Origin of the sequence: Shimia marina (assembly GCF_001458175.1) — a bacterium.
GTDB classification, from domain to species: domain Bacteria; phylum Pseudomonadota; class Alphaproteobacteria; order Rhodobacterales; family Rhodobacteraceae; genus Shimia; species Shimia marina.
In genome coordinates, this window is sequence record NZ_CYPW01000040.1 from 96,203 (window position 1) to 119,963 (window position 23,761).

General features: G+C 55.6%; 23 protein-coding genes. 13 read left to right on the plus strand and 10 right to left on the minus strand.

Annotation, left to right across the window (positions count from 1 at the left end):
* Positions 1-79 precede the first annotated feature (79 nt).
* From ugpA to SHM7688_RS18150, 4 genes are read left to right on the plus strand one after another with little or no spacing between them, the layout of a single operon-like run.
* The gene (gene ugpA / locus SHM7688_RS18135) at positions 80-961 is read left to right on the plus strand and encodes a sn-glycerol-3-phosphate ABC transporter permease UgpA (protein WP_058241360.1); all 882 of its coding nucleotides are present in this window, start codon (positions 80-82) and stop codon (positions 959-961) included.
* Positions 961-1,812: a sn-glycerol-3-phosphate ABC transporter permease UgpE gene (gene ugpE / locus SHM7688_RS18140; protein ID WP_058241361.1), complete on the plus strand. Its 852-nt coding sequence runs from the start codon at positions 961-963 to the stop codon at positions 1,810-1,812. The genes ugpA and ugpE overlap by 1 nt, the downstream gene beginning before the upstream one ends.
* A gap of 11 nt (positions 1,813-1,823) precedes the next feature.
* On the plus strand, positions 1,824-2,873 hold the full coding sequence (locus SHM7688_RS18145; protein WP_058241362.1) for a sn-glycerol-3-phosphate import ATP-binding protein UgpC: 1,050 nt from the start codon (positions 1,824-1,826) through the stop codon (positions 2,871-2,873).
* Positions 2,873-3,796 (plus strand): glycerophosphodiester phosphodiesterase family protein, encoded by a 924-nt coding sequence (locus SHM7688_RS18150; RefSeq protein ID WP_058241363.1) that lies wholly within the window; start codon positions 2,873-2,875, stop codon positions 3,794-3,796. The genes SHM7688_RS18145 and SHM7688_RS18150 overlap by 1 nt, the downstream gene beginning before the upstream one ends.
* Before the next feature lie 68 nt (positions 3,797-3,864).
* Here the strand turns inward: SHM7688_RS18150 and SHM7688_RS18155 are convergent, their stop codons facing one another.
* Together SHM7688_RS18155 and SHM7688_RS18160 are read right to left on the minus strand one after the other, a co-directional pair.
* Positions 3,865-7,458, minus strand: a complete 3,594-nt coding sequence (locus SHM7688_RS18155) for a hydantoinase B/oxoprolinase family protein (RefSeq protein ID WP_058241364.1) — start codon at positions 7,456-7,458, stop codon at positions 3,865-3,867.
* A gap of 98 nt (positions 7,459-7,556) precedes the next feature.
* Positions 7,557-8,063, minus strand: a complete 507-nt coding sequence (locus SHM7688_RS18160; protein ID WP_223229214.1) for a winged helix DNA-binding protein — start codon at positions 8,061-8,063, stop codon at positions 7,557-7,559.
* A 183-nt stretch (positions 8,064-8,246) separates the two neighbouring features.
* Between SHM7688_RS18160 and SHM7688_RS18165 the strand changes: the two genes are divergently transcribed.
* Positions 8,247-8,882 (plus strand): sigma-70 family RNA polymerase sigma factor, encoded by a 636-nt coding sequence (locus tag SHM7688_RS18165; protein WP_083499107.1) that lies wholly within the window; start codon positions 8,247-8,249, stop codon positions 8,880-8,882.
* Positions 8,879-9,514, plus strand: coding sequence for a ChrR family anti-sigma-E factor (locus SHM7688_RS18170; RefSeq protein ID WP_058241366.1), 636 nt, complete (start codon positions 8,879-8,881; stop codon positions 9,512-9,514). Before SHM7688_RS18165 ends, SHM7688_RS18170 begins: the two co-directional genes overlap by 4 nt.
* A 58-nt stretch (positions 9,515-9,572) precedes the next feature.
* Here SHM7688_RS18170 and SHM7688_RS18175 read toward each other — a convergent pair whose 3' ends face one another.
* From SHM7688_RS18175 to SHM7688_RS18185, 3 genes are all read right to left on the minus strand, one after another.
* Positions 9,573-10,682, minus strand: coding sequence for a CobW family GTP-binding protein (locus tag SHM7688_RS18175; RefSeq protein ID WP_058241367.1), 1,110 nt, complete (start codon positions 10,680-10,682; stop codon positions 9,573-9,575).
* 101 nt (positions 10,683-10,783) lie between these two features.
* Positions 10,784-11,509, minus strand: a complete 726-nt coding sequence (locus SHM7688_RS18180; RefSeq protein ID WP_058241368.1) for an SDR family NAD(P)-dependent oxidoreductase — start codon at positions 11,507-11,509, stop codon at positions 10,784-10,786.
* On the minus strand, positions 11,506-12,291 hold the full coding sequence (locus SHM7688_RS18185) for a DUF1365 domain-containing protein (RefSeq protein ID WP_058241369.1): 786 nt from the start codon (positions 12,289-12,291) through the stop codon (positions 11,506-11,508). Before SHM7688_RS18185 ends, SHM7688_RS18180 begins: the two co-directional genes overlap by 4 nt.
* Positions 12,292-12,455: 164 nt before the next feature.
* On the opposite strand from SHM7688_RS18185, the gene SHM7688_RS18190 reads away from it, so the two are divergent.
* The 3 genes from SHM7688_RS18190 to SHM7688_RS18200 are packed head-to-tail and all read left to right on the plus strand — an operon-like array spanning position 12,456 to position 15,647.
* A complete protein-coding gene (locus SHM7688_RS18190) occupies positions 12,456-13,802 on the plus strand; it encodes an NAD(P)/FAD-dependent oxidoreductase (RefSeq protein WP_058241370.1) in 1,347 nt (448 codons plus the stop codon).
* Positions 13,803-13,818: 16 nt separating this feature from the next.
* Positions 13,819-15,072 (plus strand): MFS transporter, encoded by a 1,254-nt coding sequence (locus SHM7688_RS18195; RefSeq protein WP_058241562.1) that lies wholly within the window; start codon positions 13,819-13,821, stop codon positions 15,070-15,072.
* Positions 15,069-15,647 carry a DUF3833 domain-containing protein gene (locus tag SHM7688_RS18200; protein WP_058241371.1) on the plus strand — a complete coding sequence of 193 codons (579 nt, stop codon included), beginning with the start codon at positions 15,069-15,071 and terminating at the stop codon, positions 15,645-15,647. The genes SHM7688_RS18195 and SHM7688_RS18200 overlap by 4 nt, the downstream gene beginning before the upstream one ends.
* Positions 15,648-16,083: 436 nt before the next feature.
* Here the strand turns inward: SHM7688_RS18200 and plsY are convergent, their stop codons facing one another.
* The 5 genes from plsY to SHM7688_RS18225 form a co-directional block, all read right to left on the minus strand.
* Complete coding sequence (plsY, locus tag SHM7688_RS18205) at positions 16,084-16,695, minus strand: glycerol-3-phosphate 1-O-acyltransferase PlsY (protein ID WP_058241372.1); 612 nt, start codon at positions 16,693-16,695, stop codon at positions 16,084-16,086.
* A complete protein-coding gene (pyrC, locus tag SHM7688_RS18210) occupies positions 16,695-17,969 on the minus strand; it encodes a dihydroorotase (protein ID WP_058241373.1) in 1,275 nt (424 codons plus the stop codon). Before pyrC ends, plsY begins: the two co-directional genes overlap by 1 nt.
* Positions 17,966-18,403, minus strand: coding sequence for a hypothetical protein (locus SHM7688_RS18215; RefSeq protein WP_058241374.1), 438 nt, complete (start codon positions 18,401-18,403; stop codon positions 17,966-17,968). Before SHM7688_RS18215 ends, pyrC begins: the two co-directional genes overlap by 4 nt.
* Complete coding sequence (locus SHM7688_RS18220) at positions 18,403-18,963, minus strand: hypothetical protein (protein ID WP_058241375.1); 561 nt, start codon at positions 18,961-18,963, stop codon at positions 18,403-18,405. Before SHM7688_RS18220 ends, SHM7688_RS18215 begins: the two co-directional genes overlap by 1 nt.
* 105 nt (positions 18,964-19,068) lie before the next feature.
* Complete coding sequence (locus tag SHM7688_RS18225) at positions 19,069-20,022, minus strand: aspartate carbamoyltransferase catalytic subunit (RefSeq protein WP_058241376.1); 954 nt, start codon at positions 20,020-20,022, stop codon at positions 19,069-19,071.
* Between the two features lie 147 nt (positions 20,023-20,169).
* Here SHM7688_RS18225 and SHM7688_RS18230 point away from each other — a divergent pair, with 147 nt between their 5' ends.
* From SHM7688_RS18230 to SHM7688_RS18245, 4 genes are all read left to right on the plus strand, one after another.
* Positions 20,170-20,973, plus strand: coding sequence for a uracil-DNA glycosylase (locus tag SHM7688_RS18230; RefSeq protein WP_058241377.1), 804 nt, complete (start codon positions 20,170-20,172; stop codon positions 20,971-20,973).
* Positions 20,970-21,575, plus strand: a complete 606-nt coding sequence (locus SHM7688_RS18235) for a metallophosphoesterase family protein (protein ID WP_058241378.1) — start codon at positions 20,970-20,972, stop codon at positions 21,573-21,575. The genes SHM7688_RS18230 and SHM7688_RS18235 overlap by 4 nt, the downstream gene beginning before the upstream one ends.
* Before the next feature lie 49 nt (positions 21,576-21,624).
* Positions 21,625-22,167 carry a molybdenum cofactor biosynthesis protein B gene (moaB, locus tag SHM7688_RS18240; RefSeq protein WP_058241563.1) on the plus strand — a complete coding sequence of 181 codons (543 nt, stop codon included), beginning with the start codon at positions 21,625-21,627 and terminating at the stop codon, positions 22,165-22,167.
* A 139-nt stretch (positions 22,168-22,306) separates the two neighbouring features.
* The gene (locus tag SHM7688_RS18245) at positions 22,307-23,761 is read left to right on the plus strand and encodes an efflux RND transporter periplasmic adaptor subunit (RefSeq protein ID WP_058241379.1); all 1,455 of its coding nucleotides are present in this window, start codon (positions 22,307-22,309) and stop codon (positions 23,759-23,761) included.

A 23,761-nucleotide genomic window follows, 5' to 3' on the forward strand; every position in this document is an offset into this window, starting at 1 on the left:
ACTCCGAGCGCCTGGTGGCTTGTGTAAGCTGCCGGGCGCTTTTGCCGTCTCACGACCTTTCTCCTATAGCCGGGGTAGCATGCTTAAGCGCGTTCATTTCCCTTCTTCGGTGCTGCCCTTTTTGCTGGTGGCCCCTCAGATCATTGTCACGGTGGTCTTTTTCCTCTGGCCTGCAGCGCAGGCGATCTATCAGTCGTTCTTGATTGAGGACGCTTTTGGGCTGTCCACCGAGTTTGTCTGGTTTGAGAATTTCGAACTGTTGTTTGCCGATGCGCATTACCTCGACAGTTTTTGGCGCACGCTGTTTTTCAGCGCGGCGGTGGCCCTCCTGTCGATGTCAGTGGCTCTGATCCTTGCTGGCTTTGCAGACCGGATCGTGCGCGGAGCCACAGCCTATCGCACGCTGTTGATCTGGCCCTATGCGGTGGCGCCAGTGCTGGCCGGGGCGCTGTGGGTGTTTATGTTCAACCCCACGCTGGGCATCTTCCCATATTTTCTGGACATGCTGGGTGTCGACTGGAACCACTATCTGAACGGGTCTCAGGCGATGGCATTGGTGATCTTTGCAGCCGCCTGGAAGCAGATTGCCTATAACTTCCTGTTTTATCTTGCCGCGATGCAATCCATTCCTCTATCTCTCATTGAGGCGGCCGCGATTGACGGCGCGGGGCCGGTGCGCCGGTTCAAGGATTTTGTATTTCCGCTGATCTCTCCGACGACCTTTTTCCTTCTGGTGATCAATGCGGTCTACGCCTTCTTTGACACTTTTGGCATCATTCACGCCATCACTCAGGGTGGTCCGGCCAATAGCACCACGATCCTGGTCTACAAAGTCTTCAATGATGGTTTCGTTGGTCTCGATCTGGGCGGATCTGCTGCACAATCCGTGATCCTGATGTTCCTTGTCATCATCATGACGGTTGTCCAATTCCGCTATGTTGAAAGAAAGGTGGAATACTGATGGTTGAAAATCGTCCCCTTCTTACGTTTATTTCCCATCTGGTGTTGATCCTCGGCGTGGTGATTGTCGCGCTGCCGATCTGGATCACCTTTGTGGCGGCGACGCATGATGCCGTGCGCATGACGCAGGCGCCCATTCCTTTGCTGCCTGGGGCGCATTTCTGGCAAAACTTCAAAGACACGCTGTTTGGCTCCGGACTTTCCAGTTCGGCTGGCGCGCCGGTATGGCGTATGTTGCTGAATTCGCTGGTGATGGCACTTCTGATTGCCTCGGGCAAGATTGTGATCTCCCTGCTGTCAGCTTTTGCGATTGTCTACTTCAAGTTCCCATTCCGCATGGGGTTCTTCTGGATGATCTTCATCACTTTGATGCTGCCAGTAGAGGTACGCATTCTCCCGACTTTTGAGGTTGTCGCCAATTTGGGCATGCTCAACAGCTACTGGGGGTTGTCGGTGCCTTTGATTGCCTCGGCAACAGCGACATTCATGTTCCGTCAGGTGTTTCTGACCATCCCTGATGAGATGCTGGAAAGTGCGCGGATTGATGGGGCAGGGCCGATGCGGTTTTTCTGGGATATCCTGATCCCACTGAGCCGCACCAATATCGCCGCGCTGTTTGTGATCCTCTTTATCTTTGGCTGGAACCAGTATCTTTGGCCTTTGCTGATCACAACGGACAGCGACATGACGACCATTGTCATGAGTATCAAGGAGATGCTGGAAGTCGCTGAACAATCTCCACAGTGGCACATCGTGATGATGACCGCACTTTTGGCAATGATCCCACCGGTGTTTGTGGTGATCGGCATGCAGAAGCTCTTTGTGCAAGGGCTGACTGAGACAGACAAATAGGCAATACGACCATGGCATCCATTACACTCAAAGACCTTGTGAAGGCCTATGGCGACACAGAGGTTCTGCACCACATTGACGGACAGATCGCGGATGGCGAATTTGTCGTTATCGTTGGCCCTTCGGGATGTGGCAAATCCACCTTGCTGCGCATGATTGCGGGGCTGGAAACCGTGACAGGGGGCGACATACAGATCGCGGATCAGGTGGTGAACGATCTGGAACCGGCCGACCGTGATATCGCGATGGTGTTCCAGAACTACGCGCTATACCCCCACATGACCGTGCGCGAGAACATGGCCTATGGCCTCAAAATTCGGAGAATCTCCAAGGCGGAAATCAATCGTCGGGTGGAAGAGGCTGCGGATATTTTGGAAATCCGTCCCTATTTGGAGCGTAAGCCGCGCCAGCTTTCCGGTGGCCAGCGCCAGCGTGTGGCCATGGGGCGTGCGATTGTGCGCGATCCGCAAGTCTTCCTGTTTGATGAGCCATTGTCGAATCTCGACGCCAAGCTGCGCGTGCAGATGCGTTTGGAAATCCGCAAACTCCAACAGAAACTTGGTGTGACATCAATTTATGTGACCCATGATCAGGTAGAGGCCATGACGCTCGGCGACCGTTTGATGGTGCTCAATGGTGGCTATGTGGAGCAGTTCGGCACACCGATTGAACTCTACGATCGACCGCAATCAATGTTTGTGGGCGGCTTTATTGGCAGCCCTGCGATGAATTTTCTGCCAGCGGATGCCGACGGGGCGACGATCACCTTGGCCAACGGCACAACATTGGCCGGCGAAGTACGTGCGGGGGCGGTGACAATGGGTATTCGTCCAGAGCATTTGATCCGTTCTGAGGCAGGCCCTGTGCGTCTAAAAGTCCAGATGATGGAACAACTGGGTGCGAACACCTTGCTGCATGGCGTTTTGGAGGGTACGCAGACCGAAATGGTGGCGAGTTTGCCCGGTCACGTGACGGCAGAGCTCGGTGCTGTTTTGTCTTTTGAGGCGGCCGCAGAGACACTGCATTTCTTTGCGCCTGATACGCAAAAACGGATCGAGTGATGAGCCAATTTTTACAACTCGCAGGCTTTCGGGCTGGTCCCGATGGTCCGCGTGTCTCTGGACACCGGGGCGCGCGTGGTGTTTTGCCTGAAAACACCTTGGAGGGTTTTGCCTTCTGTCAGACCATCGGCGTGGACTCGATTGAGTTTGATGTGGTGATGACCAAGGATCGTGTGCCGGTTGTTGTTCACAATCACACGCTGGATGGATCGCTGGCGCGAGACGCCTCTGGTCTGTGGTTGCCAGATCCTGGGCCTCGCGTTGCAGAAATGACGTTCCAAGACCTGCGCGCCTGTGACATTGGTGCCGCCAACCGCGCGACGGAATATGGGCGCCGTTACAGCGATCAGGCCAGATTGCCCAGTGCGAGAGTGCCGACTTTGGATGAGGTCTTGGCATTTGCGGCCAAGAGCGATCTGTATCTTTTCGTGGAAATGAAAACGGATCCGGATGCGCCCGACATGGAGCAGGAACGCCGTGATATGGCGCAGGCGGTGGTTGCCGCCGTGCGCAAAGCCGGAGTTGCAAATCGGGTGGCCATGCACAGTTTCGACTGGGGCATTCTGGATGTTTGCCGAAAGATCGCACCAGATCTCCCAACCTCTTATCTGTCTTACGTGACAAAAAATCCGCAGGAAGAGGCGCAATCCGCTGACCGCACAGTTGAGCCAGACTTGACGCAGTTGACCATGTCACTGCCTCAGGCGGTTGCTGATGCGGGGGGGCAGATGTGGTGCCCCTTTTTTATGGAGGTCACCCAAGAGCAGGTCGAGGAAGCGCATGCGCTTGGCCTCTTGGTGAATGCATGGACTGTCAACAGCGTGCGAGACATCAATCGGATGATTGATATGGGGCTTGATGGAATCGTGACAGATTTTCCTGGACGCGTGCAAGATTGCCTTCTGCGGCGCAACCTCAAGTGAGGATTGGTGTTCAAGTGTCTGTTTTTAGTAAAATATAGCGGACACTTGAACGATTAAGTGTTTATTAATCAGACTGGGCCAAAGCCGCCGCCGCCCGGTGTTTCCATGATGAAGACATCTCCGCAGGTCAGCTCTGTCTGATCATTTCCTTTCAGTGTCTCGACCCGGCCATCTGCCCTTTGGACGCGATTGATACCAATGCCTCCAGGAGCGCCGCCTGCGGTGCCATGTGGAGGGATGATCCGGTGAGAGGATAGCACTGTCACGGTCATGGGTTCGTTAAATCGCAGACGCCGCAGGATGCCCTCACCTCCAGACCACTGGCCTGCGCCTCCTGATCCCTGCCTGATGGAGAACTCCTCCACTTGCACTGGGAAGCGGGTTTCCAGCACTTCAGGGTCCGTCATGCGGGTGTTCGTCATGTGGCTGTGGACCGCGCTCGTGCCATCAAAGCCTTCCCCTGCACCCGTGCCGCCACAAATGGTTTCGTAGTTTTGATGGGTGTCATTGCCATAGACAAAATTGTTCATGGTACCTTGGCTGCCGGCGATCACGCCAAGCGCGCCATAGAGTGTATCGGCAATCGCCTGACTGACTTCGGTGTTGCCTGATATCACGGCGGCAGGCGCTTTGGGGTTGATCATACACCCTTCAGGCACGATCAAAGAAAGCGGCTTCATACAGCCTTCGTTCATAGGAATGTCGCTGCCGACCAGTGTCCGGAAGACATAGAGTACCACCGCGCGGCAGATTGCCAGAGGCGCGTTGTAGTTTGTTGGGCTCTGGCCAGAGGTTCCGGTGAAATCAAGCGTGGCACTTCGATTGGCTTTGTCCACCGTAATGGACACCTCAATTTTGGCCCCACTGTCCAATGGGTAGGAGAAAGCGCAGTCATGCAGCACGTCGAGCACGCGGCGCACGCTTTCTTCTGCGTTGTCCTGAACGTGCTCCATATAGGCTTGCACAGTGGCGTGGCTAAACTGTTTGGTGATTTTACGCAGTTCTGCTGCGCCGGTTTCGTTCGCTGCAATCTGTGCCGCCAGATCGGCCATGTTTTGATCAATGTTGCGGCAAGGGTAGGGGCCCGATGCCAGCAAGGTGCGCGTGGCCTCTTCCTGTAAGGTGCCTTGGTTCACGAGCAGGAAGTTGTCGATCAAGATGCCTTCTTCTTCGATGTGTCGGCTGTCAGGCGGGGCGGATCCCGGCGTTTTGCCGCCAATGTCGGCGTGGTGCCCGCGTGAAGCCACCGTGTAGAGGATCTGCTCCCCTTCCGGGGCAAAGACCGGGGTTATGACGGTGACATCGGGGAGATGGGTGCCACCGTTGTAGGGGTTGTTCATCATGAAGACGTCGCCGGGGCGGATCTTGCCTGCGTTCAGGCGCAAGATGGTGCGCACGCTTTCCGACATGGAGCCAAGGTGCACAGGCACATGCGGCGCGTTGGCCACAAGGTCGCCGTTCTGATCAAAGATGGCACAGGAGAAGTCGTAGCGCTCTTTGATGTTCACGGAATAGGCCGTGTTTGCCAGCGTCGCGCCCATCTGCTCTGCGATGGACATGAAGAGGTTGTTGAAAACCTCCAGCATGACCGGGTCTACGGAAGTGCCAATGGCTTCGGAGCGGGCCAGTGGCACAACACGTTTGAGCACGAGATTGCCACCTTGGGCGCATGTGGCCTGCCAGCCTTCTTCAATCATATTGGTGCCAGTCGGTTCTGTGAGAATGGCTGGGCCGGTCACAGATTGTCCGAGGCTCAATGTCTCGCGGTCCACCAGCGGGACATCTTGCCAGCGACCTCCAGTGTAAAGTCGCACGTGGGCTGGGGTGGTGTTTGCGCCTACTGGATCAGGCAGTGTGACGGGCTCGCCGGTTTGGCCAATGGCCTCGGCGACCACCACATCGATGATCAGATCACTGGTGTCCGGGGCAAAGCCGAAGCGCTGTTTGTGTGCCGAGACAAACGCCGTACGCATGTTTTTGATATCGCCGTAGGGTACGCTGAGGCTTTGTTGTGCTCCAGCGGGGCGGATATGTGCCGCCTGAGTGACGGTGATGTCCGCATCTGAGACGCCTTGCTCTGCGACCTCTGTGCGTGCCGCCTGTGCCAAGATGGCCAATTGGGTGGCCGCTTCTGGGGCATCAAGCGCACATCCCAACTGGCTTTCGCGCATGGCGCGAATATCTGCCAACCCCATTCCGAAAGCCGAAAGAACACCTGCGAAGGGGTGAATGAAGATGCTTTCCATCCCCAGCGCATCGGCAACAAGGCAAGCATGCTGCCCGCCAGCTCCGCCGAAGCAATTCATGGTGTATTGCGTCACATCATAGCCACGCTGTACGGAGATTTTCTTGATTGCATTGGCCATATTTTCAACGGCAATCCGCAAGAAGCCTTCGGCCAATTCTTCAACAGATTTGTCTGTGCCGATTTCTGTGCGCAGGACGTTGAACTTCTCTCGTACGGCGTCTTCATCCAGTGGCAGGTCTCCATTGGGGCCAAAGACATGCGGGAAGTGTGCGGCTTGCAGTTTGCCCAGGAGAACGTTGCAGTCGGTGACGGTGAGTGGGCCGCCACGGCGATAGGCGCATGGCCCTGGATTTGCCCCGGCGCTTTCGGGGCCAACTTGCATGCGGCCATCGCGGAAACTGAGGATGGAGCCACCACCGGCAGCCACTGTGTGGATCGACATCATTGGCGCCCGCATGCGCACACCGGCGACCTCTGTTTCAAACGAGCGTTCGTACTCACCGGCATAGTGACAGACGTCGGTGGAGGTGCCGCCCATGTCAAAGCCTATGAGTTTTTCAAAACCGAGTTCGGCCGCAGAGCGCACCATGCCCACTACGCCGCCTGCCGGACCGGAGAGAATGGCGTCGCGCCCCTGAAACAGCCGAGCATCAGTAAGCCCGCCATTGGATTGCATGAACAACAGCCGTCCACAGCCTCCATTCGCAGTATCCAATGCCGTGGCGACCTGATCCACATAACGGCGCAGGATTGGAGAGAGATAGGCATCAACGACGGCTGTGTCGCCGCGCCCGACCAGCTTGATAAGGGGGCTTGTTTCGTGGCTGAGGGAGATTTGCGTGAAGCCCAACGCCTGAGCAGCTTGGCCCAGAGCCTTCTCATGATCGGGGAAGCGATAGCTGTGCATCAGTGCGACTGCGACAGAGCGGTAGCCGGCCTGATGAGCGCCCTTGAGCGCGGCGCTGGCCTGCGGCAGATCAAGCGGCGTAAGGATATTGCCATCGGCATCCAAACGCTCCTCGATTTCGATCACCTCGTCATAGAGCAGTTCAGGCAACTCGATGTTGAGGGCAAAGAGCGAAGGGCGATTCTGATAGCCGATCCGCAGCAGATCCCGCAGACCTTTGGTGATCAACAGTACGGTGCGCGCACCTTTGCGTTCCAAAAGCGCGTTGGTGGCCACCGTTGTGCCCATTTTAACGGAGTCGATGGCACCGGCGGGAATTGCAGCGTCCGTCGGGAGCTTCAGAAGCTGTCGGATGCCATGCACGGCCGCATCGTTGTAGCTTTCGGGGTTTTCGGAGAGCAGTTTGTGCGTTTGCAGGTGCCCATCCGGCGCTTTGGCCACGATGTCTGTGAAAGTGCCACCTCGGTCGACCCAGAATTGCCATGCACCGCTGTGTTCTTTGCTCATCACTCTCTCCTGAATGAGGTGTTTTCGATTTATGCGCAAAACATCGATATTTTGTCAACGTAACCGAATGCAGCGTCCCTGCCGCTGTTGATGCTGGGTTAAAGTGAGGCTGCCGCGCGGCTTGCTTGATCGTATTGGCCAGACAGAGAGCGCAGAGATGAGGCGATTTCGCGCATATCCGCGCCTGAGAGATCCAGCTTGGACAGGCCATCAATGAAACAGCGCTCACGCACTTGGCGATAGGCATCACAGGCGGCTTGGCCAGCCTCCGATGTCCGATAGAACACTTCTTTGCCGCGTTTCTCGGATTGGATAAGCCCAATCTTTACAAGCTTTTTCAAGGCATAGTTCACTGTGTGGCTGTCTTCGATATTGAGCAGGAAGCAGATGTCGGTAAGACGTTTTTCTTTGTTGCGATGATTGACGTTGTGCAATGCGAGAATTTCCAGAGACGTCAATTCTGCGTGCCCGGCGGCGGACATGCAGCGTGTCATCCACCGGGAGAAGGCATTGTAGGCGATGATCATCCCATATTCGATTTCAGAGGCTTCCCAGCCTTCCCCTTCTGCGAGGTGACGGGAAGAGACAATAGGGCGCTTTTCCATGAGGATATCCATCTGTTTTGTCGGCATTACATCTGTAATCTGTTGGTATCCGATCCGATCCAAGGTGCAAAGAGCGCTGATTTGAGGGACGAACTTTCAGAGTGGAGCGCCGGGCGTTGGCAAAAAAACACAGTTTTTGTTCAGTGGCGTGATCTGCTTTGCAAGTGTCCGCGTAGTAGGGATATGGTGAGTGCAACACTTGATATCCCCCGCGTCCGGCTCAAAGCGCCAAAGGCGCGCCCGAAAGAAAGGCAGCGCGTGACGCAGGCCAAGGCGGAGCCCTCCCGAGAAACCCTGTGGATGATCGCTGTGCGTGATCACCGCGATAAGGCGGCGTTTTCCGCGCTGTTCGATCATTTTGCGCCCCGGTTGAAGGGCTTTGTGATGCGTAATGGCACGTCTGCTGCTCAGGCTGAAGAGATCGTGCAGGACGTCATGCTGACCCTGTGGCGCAAGGCACATATGTTTGATCCACACCGCGCACAGGTGTCCGCTTGGGTGTACCAAATCGTGCGTAACCGTCAGATCGACGTGGCACGTAAGGAAAATCGGCCGATGCCGGAGGCATTGAAGGAAGAGCCTGAAGCAGAGCCGGATGCGAGCCAGATTGTTTCGATTGAGCAGGAAACAGGGCAGTTGCGCGATGCTTTGCAAAGGTTGAGGCCTGAACAGCGTGAAGTGATAGAAAAGGCCTATTTGGGAGAGCTGACTCATCAGGAGATCAGTACGCAAACAGGCCTGCCGTTGGGAACCATCAAATCGCGAATTCGTCTTGGCCTGCAGCGTCTAAGGCATGAGTTGAAAGATCTGAGTGAATGACCTCGATTAGCCATCATATCCCGGAGCCGATGCTGGCGGCTTACGCGGCAGGTACGCTGCCGCATGCCTTTTCCGTGGTTGTAGCAACCCATATTTCAATGTGTTCTGAATGTCGGGCCGTTGTGGAGGCACATGAAGCCGTGGGCGGCATTGTGTTGGACGACATGCTGCGCGCTGATGTTTCGAGTTCCATGAAGTCCAACGTGCTTGCGATGTTGGATGATCCTTTCCAAGATACGCCGGTTTATCAGCGGCGTGGTCCTTACCCGGGGCCTGTGATGGAGGCGCTGAAAGGTCAGGAGCCACGCTGGAAGAAGCTTGGCATGGGGGTTAGACAGGATATCTTGTCGGAAGATAAACACGGGAGCGTCCGGTTGCTTTACATTCCGCCAGGCCAAGCCGTACCAGATCATGGGCATAACGGCTTGGAGTTGACGCTTGTGCTGCAGGGTAGCTTTTCGGATGAAACCGGTCAGTTCGGCGTTGGCGATGTCGAGGTCGCAGATGAAACCTTGGAGCATACGCCGATTGCGGGCATGGAGGATGTTTGCATCTGCCTTGCGGCAACGGACGCGCGTTTGCGTTTCAATGCGTTTGTGCCACGGCTTTTGCAGCCGATATTCAGGATTTAAACGTCTAAACATCGAGACATGGCCACGCAAAAGGGGCCTTTTGTGGCCCTGAGTTTTCTCAGGGCCAGTTTTTTTGTTCAGTTTTCTGCCAACCCGGAAAGACGTCTGGCTGCGGCGGTGCTTTGGTTGCGCGTAGCATATCAAAGCTGCGTTCCAGCTCTTTTGATGTCATGTCGCGTGCGATCACAACAATCCGCGTGGTAGTGTCGTCTTTGGGCCAGTTATTGAGTGGCACCGGCGGATCAAAGATATGCTGCACACCATGAAACACAAAAGGTGTGGGGATGTCTTTCAGGAACACAATGCCCTTCACGCGCAGGAGGTCAGGGCCTTTTACGGCAACGAGTGTATCCAGCCAATGGTCAAAAACGCGATCATCTAGCGGAGCCTCCAGCTGCATTGAGGCTGTTTCAATGCGTGCGTCATGGGGAGAGAGCGTTGGTTTGGATGTGGATTGAGACAGGCCGGACAGATTGGCAAGGGGATCTGCCATCGGTGCGCGTGTTTCGCGAGTCATCCAGGCAAGGACATTCTCGGTTTCCGAGCCGCGACGCATTCCTGAGAGGCCAAAAAGAAGTGCGGGCGACTGTTTGGCCTCGCGGGTTGTTAGAATTTTTGCAGAAGGGTTCAGGGCCTCAAGTCGTGTGTGCAACGCCTTTACATCACGACGATGTGCCAAATCGGTTTTGCTGATCAGTAGGAGGTCCGCTGTCGCTGCCTGAGACACAGCCTCAAACTGCGCATCAAGTGTAGCTTGACCGTTGATGGCATCTACAAGGGTCACAACACCATCCAGCATTGTATTGCGGGCGAGGTAAGGATCGACGATCAGCGTTTGTCGGATTGGTGCGGGGTCTGCAAGCCCGGTGGTTTCGATGACAATCCGGTCAAAGTCGAGACTGCCACTTTCGCGGCGTTCCATCAGGCCAGCGAGCGTATCTGACAGGTCTCCGCGGATGGAGCAACACAAGCAGCCCGAAGACATCAGAACCACTTCTTCGTCTGTGGCTTCGATTAGATCATGGTCTAGGCCGACTTCGCCAAACTCATTCACAACAACAGCAATTTTGCCTGCACAGTTGTCAGAGAGCACCGCATTTAGGAGGGTTGATTTACCGGCCCCCAAGAAGCCCGTGAGCAATGTGATTGGAAGGCGGGTTTCGGCCATTACGATCATTTCTTATCAGCGCAAACGATACGTAGCCACTTAATGGTATATTATAACAATATCAAGCGCTGGGTTTGAGCCTCTCTGGGATCACCATTATATCATTTGCCGCGATAGATTATCCAATCTGGCAGAATGTGCAGCAATTTGAGCGCCCAAGAGAACGGGCGTGGAAAATCTGTGCGAAACCGGCGCCCGCGCATGGCGCGCAATACGTGTTCTGCGGCTTCGTCTGGCGTCATCAGCATCGGCATTTTGAATGCGTTTTTATCCGTAAGGCGCGTTTTGATGAAGCCGGGGTTTGCAAGCCGCACCGTGATGTTTAAATCCTTGAGATCATGGCGCATGGTTTCCGCCAAACTGACAATGGCCGCTTTGCTGGCACCGTAGCCAATTGCTTTTGGCAGACCGCGATAGCCAGCCAAAGAGCCGATAAGGGTAATGTCACCGCTGTTTTGGGCGACAAATTTTGGCATCACGGCTCCCAAGACACGCATCGCGCCCGTGAGGTTGACATCCACGACCCGCAGGGCGGTGTCCTGCTGCCATTGCTGTGCCGACATCGGCTCATAAGCTCCAGCATTGTAGATCACGCCATCCAAGCCTCCGATCGAGTTGGCGGCGGCTTTGACAGCGGCATCATCCGTGACATCCAAGATCAACACACGTGTGTTTGGCAGTCCAGCCGCAAGGGAGGCAAGGCGAGGACCATTGCGCGCGGAGATGACCAAATGTGCGCCTTCAGCGCTCAGCTTCTCAGCCAATGCGCGGCCCAGGCCTTCACTTGCCCCCACAAGCCAGAAGGTTTTGTCTTTGAAATGGGTCATTTTTGGGTCACCGGCGAAGAGGAACCTTCAGACAGAAGTCCGTCTGGCGGGGCTTTGCGTTTGTGAAAGCGAGCTCCTTTCAACTTAAGGATTAGAGCTTGCCACAAGATAAGAGCGACAACACGCCCTGCACCCAGTGGCCGCCGCAATGCGCCCCACAAAAGGCTGCGGTTCGAAACCGGCGCACGTGGGCCAAAGAGCGTGGCAATCACACCTTGGTCGCGATTCTCATAGGCAATGCGAATATGTAGGTCTTTGTCTGTCAGGGAAAAGTTGAAACGGTAGGCCCCCTCAACTGTCTGAAACGGGGATACATGCATGAGTTTTTCGGCGTGCATTTGATCTGAGGGCGTGATGGGGCGGAAATCGTCATGCGCACAGAAATAGCAATGGCGATCACCTACCGTATTGTTCACCTCCGCGACAAAGGCACATGGCTCTCCGTCGATCAGCGCAATCCAGAAGCTCACCGGATTGAAGTGGAACCATAGAAAATTTGGCTGCGTCAAAAGCAAGATTTCGGCGTTGGCCACGGGGAAGTCACGTGCGCTTAGGACGTCGTGGAACCACGACATCCCGATCCCCTGTCCGCGTTCGCCTCCATGATGACGATCGTGGATCGACCACAGGTTAAAGTGATTGCGAGACAGTAGAGCTGCCGGTGCATCGGTTGCATGCTCAGCGAGGTCAATCAGCACATAGTCCACGCTGTAGCGAAACGCATTTTTCAGCGCGCCGCGTCGTGCATGTGTGGTATGGCCCTGAATATGATCTATGGTCATGGTTGTTTTACGTTACCTGCATCGTGACAGATCACAAGTTACGGGGAAGTTGGGGGAATTTCGATGTCGTTGTTGGCCTGATCAGCTATTGCGGCTGTGGCAGAATGAACCAAGTTGCTCATCGCGTCGTATCTGCCTCAAAAGGACCAAAAAACGAGGATTTCATGTTTGATCAGACAACGAATTTGCGCCGCAAGATTGCAATTGTTGGCTCGGGTATTTCGGGCCTCTCTGCTGCTTATGCCTTGTCTGAGCATCATGATGTGACTGTGTTTGAGGCAGAAGGGCGGCTTGGGGGGCATGCTCGTACTGTGCTTGCGGGGCGCAATGGCGACCAACCCGTGGATACGGGGTTTATCGTCTTCAACTATGCGACCTATCCTCATTTGACCAAGCTTTTCGATGAGTTGAAAGTGCCTGTGGCCAAGAGTGAAATGAGCTTTGGGGCCTCAATTGACAATGGCTGGCTGGAATATGGCCTGAACAATCTGAGCGCGATTGGAGCGCAGAAACGTAATCTTCTACGGCCCAAGTTTTACGGCATGATCGCTGACATCCTGCGATTTGGAAAACGCGCGGAGCAAGCGGCTCAAAATGATGATAAAACCATTGGCGAATTGGTCTCTGAACTGGGGTTGGGTGAGTGGTTCCGAAATTACTACTTGATGCCAATGTGTGGGGCGATTTGGTCCACACCAACGCAGGACGTCGATCAGTTTCCCGCCAAGTCCCTTGTGCAATTCTTCAAAAACCATGCGTTGCTGGCTGGTAACAAGCAGCATCAATGGTGGACGGTTGATGGCGGCAGCATTGAATACGTAAAGCGTCTGGAGACTGCGCTGCTGCAGCGTGGATGCAGCTTACGCCTCAATGCGCCCGTGCAGTCCATTAAGCGCGGCTTCCTGGCAGGGCGCGTTGTTCCGGGCGTCATGGTTAAGGCACAGGGCAGTGATGAAGAGGTGTTTGATGAGATCATTCTCGCCTGTCACTCAGATCAGGCGCTGCGTATCCTTGGTCAGGATGCAACGCCAGCAGAGAGCGCGGCACTTGGCGCTATCCGCTATCAACCCAACCGGGCCGTGCTGCATCGAGACCCTTCCTTGATGCCAAAGAACCGCAAATGCTGGTCCAGCTGGGCGTATCGCTCTCAAAATGGGGCTATCGGCGTGACTTATTGGATGAATCGTTTGCAGAACATCGCGGACAGTGATCCACTTTTCGTGACTCTCAATCCAACGCAGGACATTCCAGCCGATCTCATTTACGATGATGTGAACTTTGCACATCCTGTCTTTGATAAAGCGGCTTTGAGGGCGCAGCGCGAGATTGCAGCCATGCAGGGAAGTAACAATACTTGGTTTGCAGGGGCCTACAACCGCCATGGGTTCCATGAAGATGGCATTCATAGTGCGATGCAGGTTGTGGCGGGCATGGCGGAGAAACAACAAGTTCTGAAAGCCGGTGTTGTCGATGTGGCCGCCAATGAAACCTGGCTGCGAGACAGTGCCTGAACGGAGGCCTGCCAACTTGGACGTTAAGCCCACGCGTGGGGTTTATTCCCGCGTCAGCCTATACGCGTTTGTTTTGGCGGCAGCGGGCATCCCCCTTTATATTCATTTGCCGCGGTTCGTGTCTGTCGAACTTGGAATCAGCCTTGCTTCGCTTGGCGCAATCTTGTTGGCGATACGCGTTGTGGACCTGGTACAAGACCCGTTTTTGGGGTGGCTGATTGACCGGTTTCCCAAGGCACAGTTGTATTTTGGCATGGCCGCGATTGTCGGTCTTGCGGTGGGCTTTCCTTTACTTTTCAGTCGCGCAGATGTGTTGGCCGCCGGTGGTTTGGGCGCACTTGCTCTGGTTTTGGTGCTGTTGTTTTCAGCCTATAGCCTCGGCATGATCCTTCTGTATGGGCGCAGCGCGACCCTCGCGCGTGTCCCCACATCAGCAGAACTTCTGAAACTCGCAGGCTGGCGGGAAGCGGGGATGTTGCTGGGCGTGATTTTTGCCGCGCTTTTGCCAACCATCTTGGTCAGCTTGGGCGCCTCAGGGCAAGGCTACGGGCCCTTCGGTTGGGTGTTGGCAGTCGCAGCGCTAGCTTTGGGGGTTCTGAGTGCCCCGATATGGTTGCGCCCCGTGGTGCAGGGGGAGCGGTTTTCGCTTGTGGAACTTCGGCAAGCCGGCGCAATACGGTTGTTGCTTTTGGCACTCGTGAACAGTTTGCCTGTGGCAATCACCTCAACACTTTTCTTGTTTTTTGTGGAAGATCGCCTTGCGCTACAGGGGCTGGCAGGGCCGCTTCTGGTGTTATTCTTTCTGAGCGCCGGGATCAGCGTGCCGCTTTGGACCAGAGCAGCGGCACGTTTTGGTGGGCGGATGACGCTTTTGATAGCCATGCCGTTGGCAATAGGGGCGTTTGTTGGTGCGGCTTTTCTGGCTTCGGGAAGTGTTTTGGCTTTTGCCGCGATTTGCGTCGCCTCAGGGGCGGCGCTTGGTGCAGATATGGTGATCCTCCCAGCGCTCTTTTCCGTATCCCTCACAAAGGCACGGCTGAGTGCTGCATTGGCATTTGGGATCTGGTCCTTCGCTGGAAAACTGGCATTGGCCCTGGCGGCTTTTCTGGTGTTGCCTGCCTTGCAAGTGAGCGGGTTTGAACCAGGCGCACCCAATACGCCGGAAGCGTTACAGGCCTTGAATATCGCCTACGCGGTTGTGCCCTGCGTGTTGAAACTTTTTGCGTTGGCTTTGATGTTAACGCTCCCTGCCGAGGAGGCGGATGTATGAAACTCTTGACGATCCTATTGGTGCTTGTGGTTGGAGTATTGATTGCCAAAAATCGACTGTGGAGTTTTCGTGCTCAACAGTCGAGTGATTACGCGGGGCTCGGCCCCAGTATTTCTCTTATGGAGCATCTGAATGGAGAAATACTTTCAGAGGGTTTGATCTATGGTCCGAACGGGCGCGTTGCCAATAGTTTCGTGGCGCGCATGCATGGGGTTTGGAATGGAAATACAGGCACGTTGACTGAAAATTTCACCTATTCTAATGGCAAAGAACAGGCCAGAAAGTGGAATTTGACGATTATCGATGACACTCGGTTTACGGCCATCGCAGATGATATTGTTGGCGTTGCTACCGGGGAAGTTTCGGGGGCTACGATCCGTATGGACTACACAATCGTGCTGCCGGAAGATGCTGGTAGCCACAGGTTAAACGTCACGGATTGGCTATATTTGACCAACAGTGGTGTGATCTTGAACCGCTCGGAAATGCGAAAGTTCGGACTAAAAGTGGTTGAGTTGGTTGCTACCATGCGCCCAGACCCCGAAGCACTGATGCAACAGGAAGCTGCGGAATAGGGCGCAAGGATTAGGGCACAGGCACGCGCCCATCGTTCACAACCAGATACTCGTTACCCAATAGGACGCGTGCCCGCTCGGCGGTAAGAGGCTCACCGCCTTCTGTGCGTGGCGCAATTACGCACGCCACTCATTCCAAACCTACAAACGACGCAACTTACACGCCGCCGCGACATAAAAGTTTTGTCAGAGTTCTTCCGGCTTCAATTCTGCCTGGAGTGTCTCGCCAAAAGGCGGAGTGTATTGCATCGAAAATTTAGCTGGCGCCTTATACTCAAAATAGGCAGACGCGCGCTCTTGGCCTCTTATTCAAAGTAAATTTAGTTTAGTTGAAGTGTGGAAATTATGCCGCAGAGCAGCATTTTGGTCAAGTTAGGTTTGTAGGACTTGAAAAATAGGGCGATCTATTCGCCCTTTAATTGATTTTACTTTTGAATCAGCTTTTCTTTGAGCCGATTTTAGGTTCTGTGCCGGAGCGTAGGCGCGTCAGGTTTTCACGGTGTCTCCAAAGAATGATCCCGGTCAAAGCCAGCGACAGGCAGGCCGCAGATGAAAATCCCAATACCAACATCCAAAGTGTGCTTGCGCAGGCGGCAACCAGTGCTGAGAGCGACGAGATACGGCTAACAGCGGCAGTGGCCAGCCAGGTCAGGCAGCAGGCGATGCCGACAGGCCATGCCAATGCGAGCAACAGGCCGAGGAACGTGGCGACTCCTTTGCCACCTTTGAAGCCAAGCCAGACTGGATAACAATGACCCAGAAATGCCATGAGACCGGCCAACTGTGCCGCATCTTCCCCTGCCACGCAGCGCGCCATAAGCACCGCGACAGCCCCTTTGCCGCCATCCAGCAAAAGGGTTAGCGCGGCTGCTTTCTTGGAGCCGGTGCGCAGAACGTTGGTGGCACCGATGTTGCCAGACCCAATGTCACGTAAATTGCCGAGCCCCATGAGCTTGGCCAATACCATGCCAAAGGGAATGGAGCCGAGCAGATAGCCGAGCACGGCCCAGAGGGTCAGCCCAAAGGGCGCAGTTTCAATGATTGGCATCAGTCTCTCCGATAGACGGCTTCGCCCGCCACATAGGTTGCCAGAACTTTACCCTGCATCCGGGCACCATCAAACGGGGTGTTCTTGGATTTGGACTTGAGCTTGAAGCGGTCCAAGACAAATGGTGCATCCGCATCAAACAGGACGAGATCGGCAGGCGCTCCTTCTGCGATGCGGCCAGATACCAGTCCCAGGCGTTTGGCCGGATTGAGCGCGAGGGCGCGGAAGAGCTCGGGCAGGGTGAGGTCACCGTTGTGATAGAGCCGCATCGCTGCTGGCAGAAGCGTTTCCAACCCGACGGCACCAGCGGCCGCTTCTTCGAACGGCAGGCGCTTGCTTTCTTCATCCTGCGGTGTGTGCATGGAGCAGATAACGTCGATCAAACCGCTTTTGACGGCTGCGATCAGCGCAAGACGGTCATCCTCTGACCGCAGCGGCGGTGTCACTTTGAAAAAGGTGCGATAGTCCGCAACATCCAGATCGTTCAGCGTCAGATGATGGATGGATGTGCCCGCCGTGATATCCAGCCCGTTCTCCTTGGCGCGTTTAAGTGCGGGCAGCGCGCGTGCGGTTGTGATCTGATCAGCGTGGTAGCGTGCACCGGTCATTTCTATCAAGGCAATGTCGCGGTCTAGCCCCATACGCTCTGCCATTGGAGATACCGCCGGCAAGCCGCGTAGCGCGGCAAATTTGCTGGCTGTGGCAGCGGCACCTTTGGACAGGATCGGCTCTTGAGGATGGGCAATGACCAATGCGCCGCACGTGCGCGCATAGGTGAGCGCGCGAGAAAAGACCTTGGTGTCGGCAGTCACATGCTCACAATCGGTGAAGGCCACGGCACCTGCGTCCATCAGGAAGCCGATTTCGGTCATTTCGCGGCCGTCACGGCCTTTGGTCAGGGCAGCCATGGGCACGACGTTGACTGGCGCAGCTTCATTGGCACGTCGTCCAACAAATTCCAGAACTTCTGGTGTATCAATTGCGGGCTGCGTGTCTGGGCGGGTGACCATGGTGGTGATACCGCCTGCTGCGGCAGCCGCGCCTGCGGTCTTATAGCTTTCTTTGTGCCGTTCTCCCGGTTCGCAGACTTTGACGCCAATGTCGACGATGCCCGGCGCGAGACATTTGCCATGGCAATTCACCACTGTTGCGGCTTCTGGCGGTTCCTGCGTGCCACAACCTGCGATTATCCCGCGATCTACCAGCAGCCAGCCCAAGGCATCGGTGTCCAGCTCCGGGTTGATGATGCGTGCGTTTGTGAAGAGAGTGCTCATAGCGGGCCTCCGTGTTGTCTTTTTATGGCGGCCATAGTGGCCTGAGGGTCGGCTTGATATTTGATCAGGTGTTTGTCACCGGATTTGGTGATGACCTGCACGAAGCTGCCGAGCTTGTTCAACTGATCCATGTCTTCCAGGGGGATTGCGCGTCCGCCCGGCCCCAAGAGGCGTAGGTTGGTCAAATCCCAGCGCACAGCCAGTTCATCGGACATGAGATACGCCCCGCGTACCAGAACGGCTGCGAGGCCACCGACCGCACCGGTCCAGACAAACGGGTTTCCAATTGCCCAGAGAATGCCCATGCCTGCGGCCATGGCTCCGGCTGCAATCCAAGCGTTTGTGCGGATATAGCTGCTGCGGTTGCCTTGGAAGCTCTCCAGCACGGTTTCATCTTCATGAAGGTCAGCGGTTGGGGTCAGAAGGTCTGCCATTACAAGATCCACCAAAGAAACAGGCCAAAAAGGAGCGCCGCAAGCGGCAGGGTGAAAAGCGCGAGTAGTAGGGTGAGATGCGGGTTGCCTTGAGGTGTAGGGAGCACAGAGCCTTGGGTCGGCGCGCTGCCTTTTGCGGAGGCATCTGGCAGAGCCTCGAAGGAGACGGGCGCGCCTTCTTCTTTGTAGGTGCCGATCCAGCGAAGAGGGGGTTGTGGTGACAGCGTTTGCGCCGCCCCTTCAAATGCGGAGGACAGCACAACAAGAATCCAACCCTTTTGGGAAGATAGCCGTGCGGCGTCCTCCTTCACGTCTGCTTCCGCAATGCCTAAGCCCTGTACCATGTAGCCGGTGAGACCAAGATCTTCTAAATCACTGATTGGAAAAATCTCGATGAAGTCTTCATCCAAATATGTAAAGCCAAGGGCGCGTTGCAGCGGCCAGTCCGTGATGTCTCCATCGGTATCATAGACGGGTTCACGGAAAGCCGTGATCTCCTCAGAGGGCAGGTCAAGGGCGAAGAGCCTGACAAGACCGCGTTCTGAGTCTGTCACCTGCACGGTCTCAGCCTCCGATCCAGATCATCAGTCCGACAAAAGCGAACATGACAATAAGGGCAACTGTTGCCACCATGCCGGACATGCGGGGATCTTTGGGATCTTCGCTCATGAGGTTTCCCCATATTGACGAATTGCGCGGAGGTTGCGCGCCAGAAGGTCCATCGCAGCCATACGCACAGCGACGCCCATTTCCACCTGCTCCTGAATGACAGAGCGGTTGATATCGTCTGCAATCTCCCCATCAATTTCCACGCCCCGGTTCATTGGTCCGGGATGCATGACAATGGCATCGGCTTTGGCATGGGCGAGTTTCGCGGCATCCAGACCGTAGCGATGATAGTATTCACGTTCAGAGGGGATAAAGCCGCCATCCATGCGTTCTTTCTGAAGGCGCAGCATCATCACCACATCCACGTCCTTCAGGCCTTCCTCCATGTCTTCGTAGATTTCGGCACCAAACTCGGCAAAGCTGGCAGGCACCAGTGTTGGTGGGCCGATCAAGCGCACACGGTTTTCCATTTTACCCAGAAGGATCAGGTTTGAACGTGCGACACGGGAGTGGGTGACATCTCCGCAGATGGCGATGTTCAAACGATGCAGGCGTCCCTTGGCGCGACGGATGGTCAGCGCATCCAGCAAAGCTTGTGTGGGGTGTTCATGCTTTCCATCACCTGCGTTGAGCACTGCGCAATTCACTTTTTGCGCAAGCAGATCCACCGCGCCCGAATGGGGATGGCGTACCACCAAGAGATCAGGGTGCATGGCGTTGAGTGTCATGGCGGTATCAATCAGGGTTTCTCCCTTTTTGATCGAACTCGCCTGCATGGCCATATTCATCACATCTGCGCCCAGTCGTTTGCCAGCGAGTTCGAAACTGGCCTGCGTACGGGTGGAGTTCTCAAAGAACATATTGACTTGGGTTAGACCGGTCAGAGCATCAGAATGCTTAATGTCGCGGCGGTTTAAATCCACATATTCATCAGCAAGGTCCAGCACGGTGGTGATTTCATCGGGCCGCAGTTGCTCGATCCCCAGAAGGTGCTTTTGGTCAAAGCTCATGGCCTGCTCCTTATGCCGGTGTCGGCCCGCTTATAAGAAGCACAGCGGGGCGGGGCAAGCGGGCGCAGCTATTCTGATAAGACCGCGACGCATTGAACGCGGCAACTGGCCTTTCCCCTGCCGTGGGGAGGGGGTAGTCTGGCGGTCATGGAATCGGGATTTGACACTCAGGCGCTGGACTATCACACCGCGCGGGCCTTGCTGGAATGGCAAGTGGAACTGGGGGCAACCGAGGCTATACTTGATGCGCCCTTTAATCGATATGAAACTCCCAAGGAGACCCCCAAAGCCAAGAAGGCGGCACTTCCACCGGCCGATGCGCCAGCGGTGCCTCAGCCCGCATTCGATCCCGTTGCTGAGGCAAAGTCTGCTGTTAAACCCGTCAAGACGTTGGAAGAGCTGCGGGGCGCCATGCATGCGTTTGAGCATTGTCAACTTAAGAAAGGCGCGCGCAATCTTGTGTTCTCGGATGGAAATCCTGCGGCGCGAGTCATGATTATTGGCGAGGCACCGGGGCGTGAGGAAGACCGCATTGGCAAACCTTTCGTTGGGCGTGCGGGACAATTGCTTGATCGCATGTTTGAGGCCATCGACATGGGGCGTGAGGTGCCTTTGTCCAAGGATGCCATCTACATCACAAATGTGCTGCCGTGGCGCCCGCCACAAAATCGTGATCCTAAGCCTGATGAAATTGCCATGCTCAAGCCTTTTCTGGAGCGGCATGTGGAAATCGTGGCTCCAGATGTGATTGTTTTGATGGGTAATATTTCTTGTATGGCCGTCCTTGATAAGAAAGGCATCACACGTCTGCGCGGTCAGTGGCATGAGGCTTTCGGCAAGCCAGTCCTACCCATGTTTCATCCGGCCTACCTGTTGCGTCAGCCTCACGCCAAACGGGAGGCCTGGGCAGACCTTCTGAGTTTGAAATCCAAGCTGGAGGAGAGCGTTTGAGGGTCCTTGCTTTTTCTGATCTGCACCGTGCGCGTCATGCGGCAGGCCAATTGGTTGAAATGAGCCGAGATGCCGATCTTGTGATCGGGGCAGGGGACTTCACAAATCATCGCCAAGACTTGTCCGGAGCGCTGGATCTGATTGCGGATATCAAAGCGCCTATGGTTCTGGTGCCGGGAAACAACGAAAGCGAAGATGAGTTGCGCGCGACTGCGCCTGCGGCGGTGACAGTGTTGCACGGCGAAGCTTTTGAGTTTGGAGGACTTCAAATCTTTGGCCTTGGCTATGCTGTACCAGAAACGCCGTTTGGAGAATGGTCCTGTGATTTGAGCGAAGTCACAGCGGCTGCCATGCTGGAACAGTGCCAGCGTGCCGACATTCTGATCAGCCATTCGCCGCCCAAAGGTGTGGTCGATGTTTCCTCTGCGGGACAGTCTTTTGGCTCCACCGCAGTGCTCTCCGCCATTGAACGTATCGGTCCTCGGCTTGTGGTCTGTGGCCATATCCATGACAGTTGGGGGCAAAGCGCGATGGTCGGGCAGAGCCGCGTTGTCAACCTTGGGCCATCGGGCACCTGGTTTGACTTAGAGCCTCTGTCTTGAGCCCGCATAGCATCCCATCCGACACAGCGCACTTTCAGGAGAGATGACATTGAACCGCATTGATGAAGACAAAGAGTTCATTCCAGTCAGGGTCGCTATCTTGACTGTCAGCGACACGCGGGGACTGTCAGAAGATCGTTCTGGTGACACGCTTGTGCAACGGGTGGAAGCCGCCGGACATCTGCTGGCCGACCGTAAGATTATTCGGGATGAACGAGACGAAATTGCCGCGCAACTGCGTGCCTGGTGTGAGGATGAGGCCGTTGATGTGGTGATTTCGACGGGTGGCACAGGACTGACGGGGCGCGACGTGACCGTCGAAGCGCATCGAGATGTTTATGAGAAAGAGATTGATGCCTTTGGCACTGTCTTCACCATGGTCTCCATGCAGAAAATCGGCACCAGTGCCGTGCAAAGCCGCGCGACCGGAGGCGTGGCCAATGGGACCTATCTCTTTGCGCTGCCCGGTAGCACGGGGGCCTGCAAAGACGCTTGGGATGAAATCTTAAAATATCAGCTCGACTATCGTCACAGGCCGTGCAACTTCGTGGAAATCATGCCGCGGCTGGATGAACATATGCGTCGCAAGTAAAAGCGTTCCGTTGTTTTGGGGCTGTCCAAAATAAATGTGACGGAAATTTATACGCGCTGCGTATCATATGTGTGTTGTCTTGGACATTGAGCGCGGCGTGCGCATTATTGAGCGTGAGCCACGCATGGAGACGTAGCCAATGAGATTTTTGCGCCAGAGTTTGACAGGGTTGTTTTTGCTCGCAGTGACCGCTGTGTTTCTGCTGTACGCGGGGCATCTGGTGCACGGCGCAATTCAAGATCGCTTGGCGCAAGACACAAAAGGTCCTCCTGCGCGCGAGCGGGTATTTTCCGTTAATGTTCAAACCGCCACGCATGGTGCAGAAACGCCCGAGCTGGTGGCGTTTGGGGAGGTGCAGAGCCGCCGCTCGCTCGAAGTTCGGGCCGCTGCCTCGGGCAGAGTGGTGCAGCTGTCTGAGACCTTTGAAGATGGGGCAGAGGTCTCGGTGGGAGAGGTTCTTGTGAAAGTGGATCCGACCAAGGCACGCTATGCTTATGATCGCGTATCCAATGATCTTCTGGATGCACAGGCCGAACAGAGAGATGCGGATCGTACACTTGTGCTCGCGCAAGACGAGCTTGCCGCAGCACAGGCGCAGTTCGCGTTGCGGCAAAAAGCCTATGACCGGCAAACGGATTTGCGGGAACGCGGCGTTGGCACGGCCGCAGCAGTGGAGACCGCAGAGCTGGCTCTTGCGGGTGCCCGGCAAGCGGTTTTGTCAAATCGTCGTGCTCTGGCGCAGGCTGAGGCGCGCGTTGATCAGGCGATAACCCGTTTGGAACGCACAAGTATTCTTTTGGCAGAGGCGCAAAAAGACCTTGATGATACAGTTATTACTGCTGGCTTCAGCGGTACACTGTCGGAGGTATCGGTGGTCCAAGGGGGGCTTGTGTCGCTGAACGAGCGCCTCGCCACCCTGATTGACCCCAATGCTCTTGAAGTGGCGTTTCGGGTATCCACCACACAGTACGCGCGATTGCTGGATAGCAATGATGATCTGCATCGTGCGGAGGTCACCGTTTCGATGGATGTGCTTGGCGCGGATTTGTCCTCAACCGGCGTGATTACACGCGATGCCGCAGCTGTAGGAGAGGGGCAGACGGGCCGGGTGCTTTATGCACGATTGGATAGTGCACGGGGGTTGAAGCCCGGAGACTTTGTCACGGTGCGTGTGAAAGAACCGGAACTTGAAGATGTTGTGCGGTTGCCAGCCTCGGCTCTGAATGCGGCTGGAGATCTATTGTTCGTGGGTGAGGGCAACCGTCTGCAAAGTTTGAAGGTGCAGCTTGTGCGGCGTCAGGGGGATGAAATTCTTGTGCGCGGGGAAGGGCTGGCTGGACAACAGATCGTGACCCGGCGCACGCCCCTGCTGGGGGAAGGCATTGCCGTCAAGCCGCTGTCTGCGACCATATCAGAAATTGTGGCACCGGAGATGGTTGCGTTGAGCGCGGAGGAGCGTGCCAAGTTTGTGGCTGCGATCGAAGCCAACGGGCGCATGCCATCAGACGCCAAGCAACGTATTCTTGAGGCGCTTGATAAACCCGAAGTGCCTGCGCAGATGGTGGAACGTCTCCGTCATCGAGTGGGGGGCTGA

Excerpts from the sequence above, each read along its gene's own strand:
- SHM7688_RS18225 (WP_058241376.1), bottom strand. The coding sequence starts at position 20,022 with ATGAGCTTTGACCAAAAGCACCTTCTGGGGATCGAGCAACTGCGGCCC.
- SHM7688_RS18160 (WP_223229214.1), bottom strand. The coding sequence starts at position 8,063 with ATGGAAAAGCGCCCTATTGTCTCTTCCCGTCACCTCGCAGAAGGGGAA.
- SHM7688_RS18165 (WP_083499107.1), top strand. The coding sequence starts at position 8,247 with ATGGTGAGTGCAACACTTGATATCCCCCGCGTCCGGCTCAAAGCGCCA.
- SHM7688_RS18150 (WP_058241363.1), top strand. The coding sequence starts at position 2,873 with ATGAGCCAATTTTTACAACTCGCAGGCTTTCGGGCTGGTCCCGATGGT.
- SHM7688_RS18185 (WP_058241369.1), bottom strand. The coding sequence starts at position 12,291 with ATGACCATAGATCATATTCAGGGCCATACCACACATGCACGACGCGGC.
- SHM7688_RS18190 (WP_058241370.1), top strand. The coding sequence starts at position 12,456 with ATGTTTGATCAGACAACGAATTTGCGCCGCAAGATTGCAATTGTTGGC.
- SHM7688_RS18230 (WP_058241377.1), top strand. The coding sequence starts at position 20,170 with ATGGAATCGGGATTTGACACTCAGGCGCTGGACTATCACACCGCGCGG.
- SHM7688_RS18155 (WP_058241364.1), bottom strand. The coding sequence starts at position 7,458 with ATGAGCAAAGAACACAGCGGTGCATGGCAATTCTGGGTCGACCGAGGT.
- SHM7688_RS18180 (WP_058241368.1), bottom strand. The coding sequence starts at position 11,509 with ATGACCCATTTCAAAGACAAAACCTTCTGGCTTGTGGGGGCAAGTGAA.
- SHM7688_RS18145 (WP_058241362.1), top strand. The coding sequence starts at position 1,824 with ATGGCATCCATTACACTCAAAGACCTTGTGAAGGCCTATGGCGACACA.
- ugpE (WP_058241361.1), top strand. The coding sequence starts at position 961 with ATGGTTGAAAATCGTCCCCTTCTTACGTTTATTTCCCATCTGGTGTTG.
- SHM7688_RS18215 (WP_058241374.1), bottom strand. The coding sequence starts at position 18,403 with ATGGCAGACCTTCTGACCCCAACCGCTGACCTTCATGAAGATGAAACC.
- SHM7688_RS18170 (WP_058241366.1), top strand. The coding sequence starts at position 8,879 with ATGACCTCGATTAGCCATCATATCCCGGAGCCGATGCTGGCGGCTTAC.
- pyrC (WP_058241373.1), bottom strand. The coding sequence starts at position 17,969 with ATGAGCACTCTCTTCACAAACGCACGCATCATCAACCCGGAGCTGGAC.
- ugpA (WP_058241360.1), top strand. The coding sequence starts at position 80 with ATGCTTAAGCGCGTTCATTTCCCTTCTTCGGTGCTGCCCTTTTTGCTG.
- plsY (WP_058241372.1), bottom strand. The coding sequence starts at position 16,695 with ATGCCAATCATTGAAACTGCGCCCTTTGGGCTGACCCTCTGGGCCGTG.
- SHM7688_RS18175 (WP_058241367.1), bottom strand. The coding sequence starts at position 10,682 with ATGGCCGAAACCCGCCTTCCAATCACATTGCTCACGGGCTTCTTGGGG.
- SHM7688_RS18200 (WP_058241371.1), top strand. The coding sequence starts at position 15,069 with ATGAAACTCTTGACGATCCTATTGGTGCTTGTGGTTGGAGTATTGATT.
- SHM7688_RS18245 (WP_058241379.1), top strand. The coding sequence starts at position 22,307 with ATGAGATTTTTGCGCCAGAGTTTGACAGGGTTGTTTTTGCTCGCAGTG.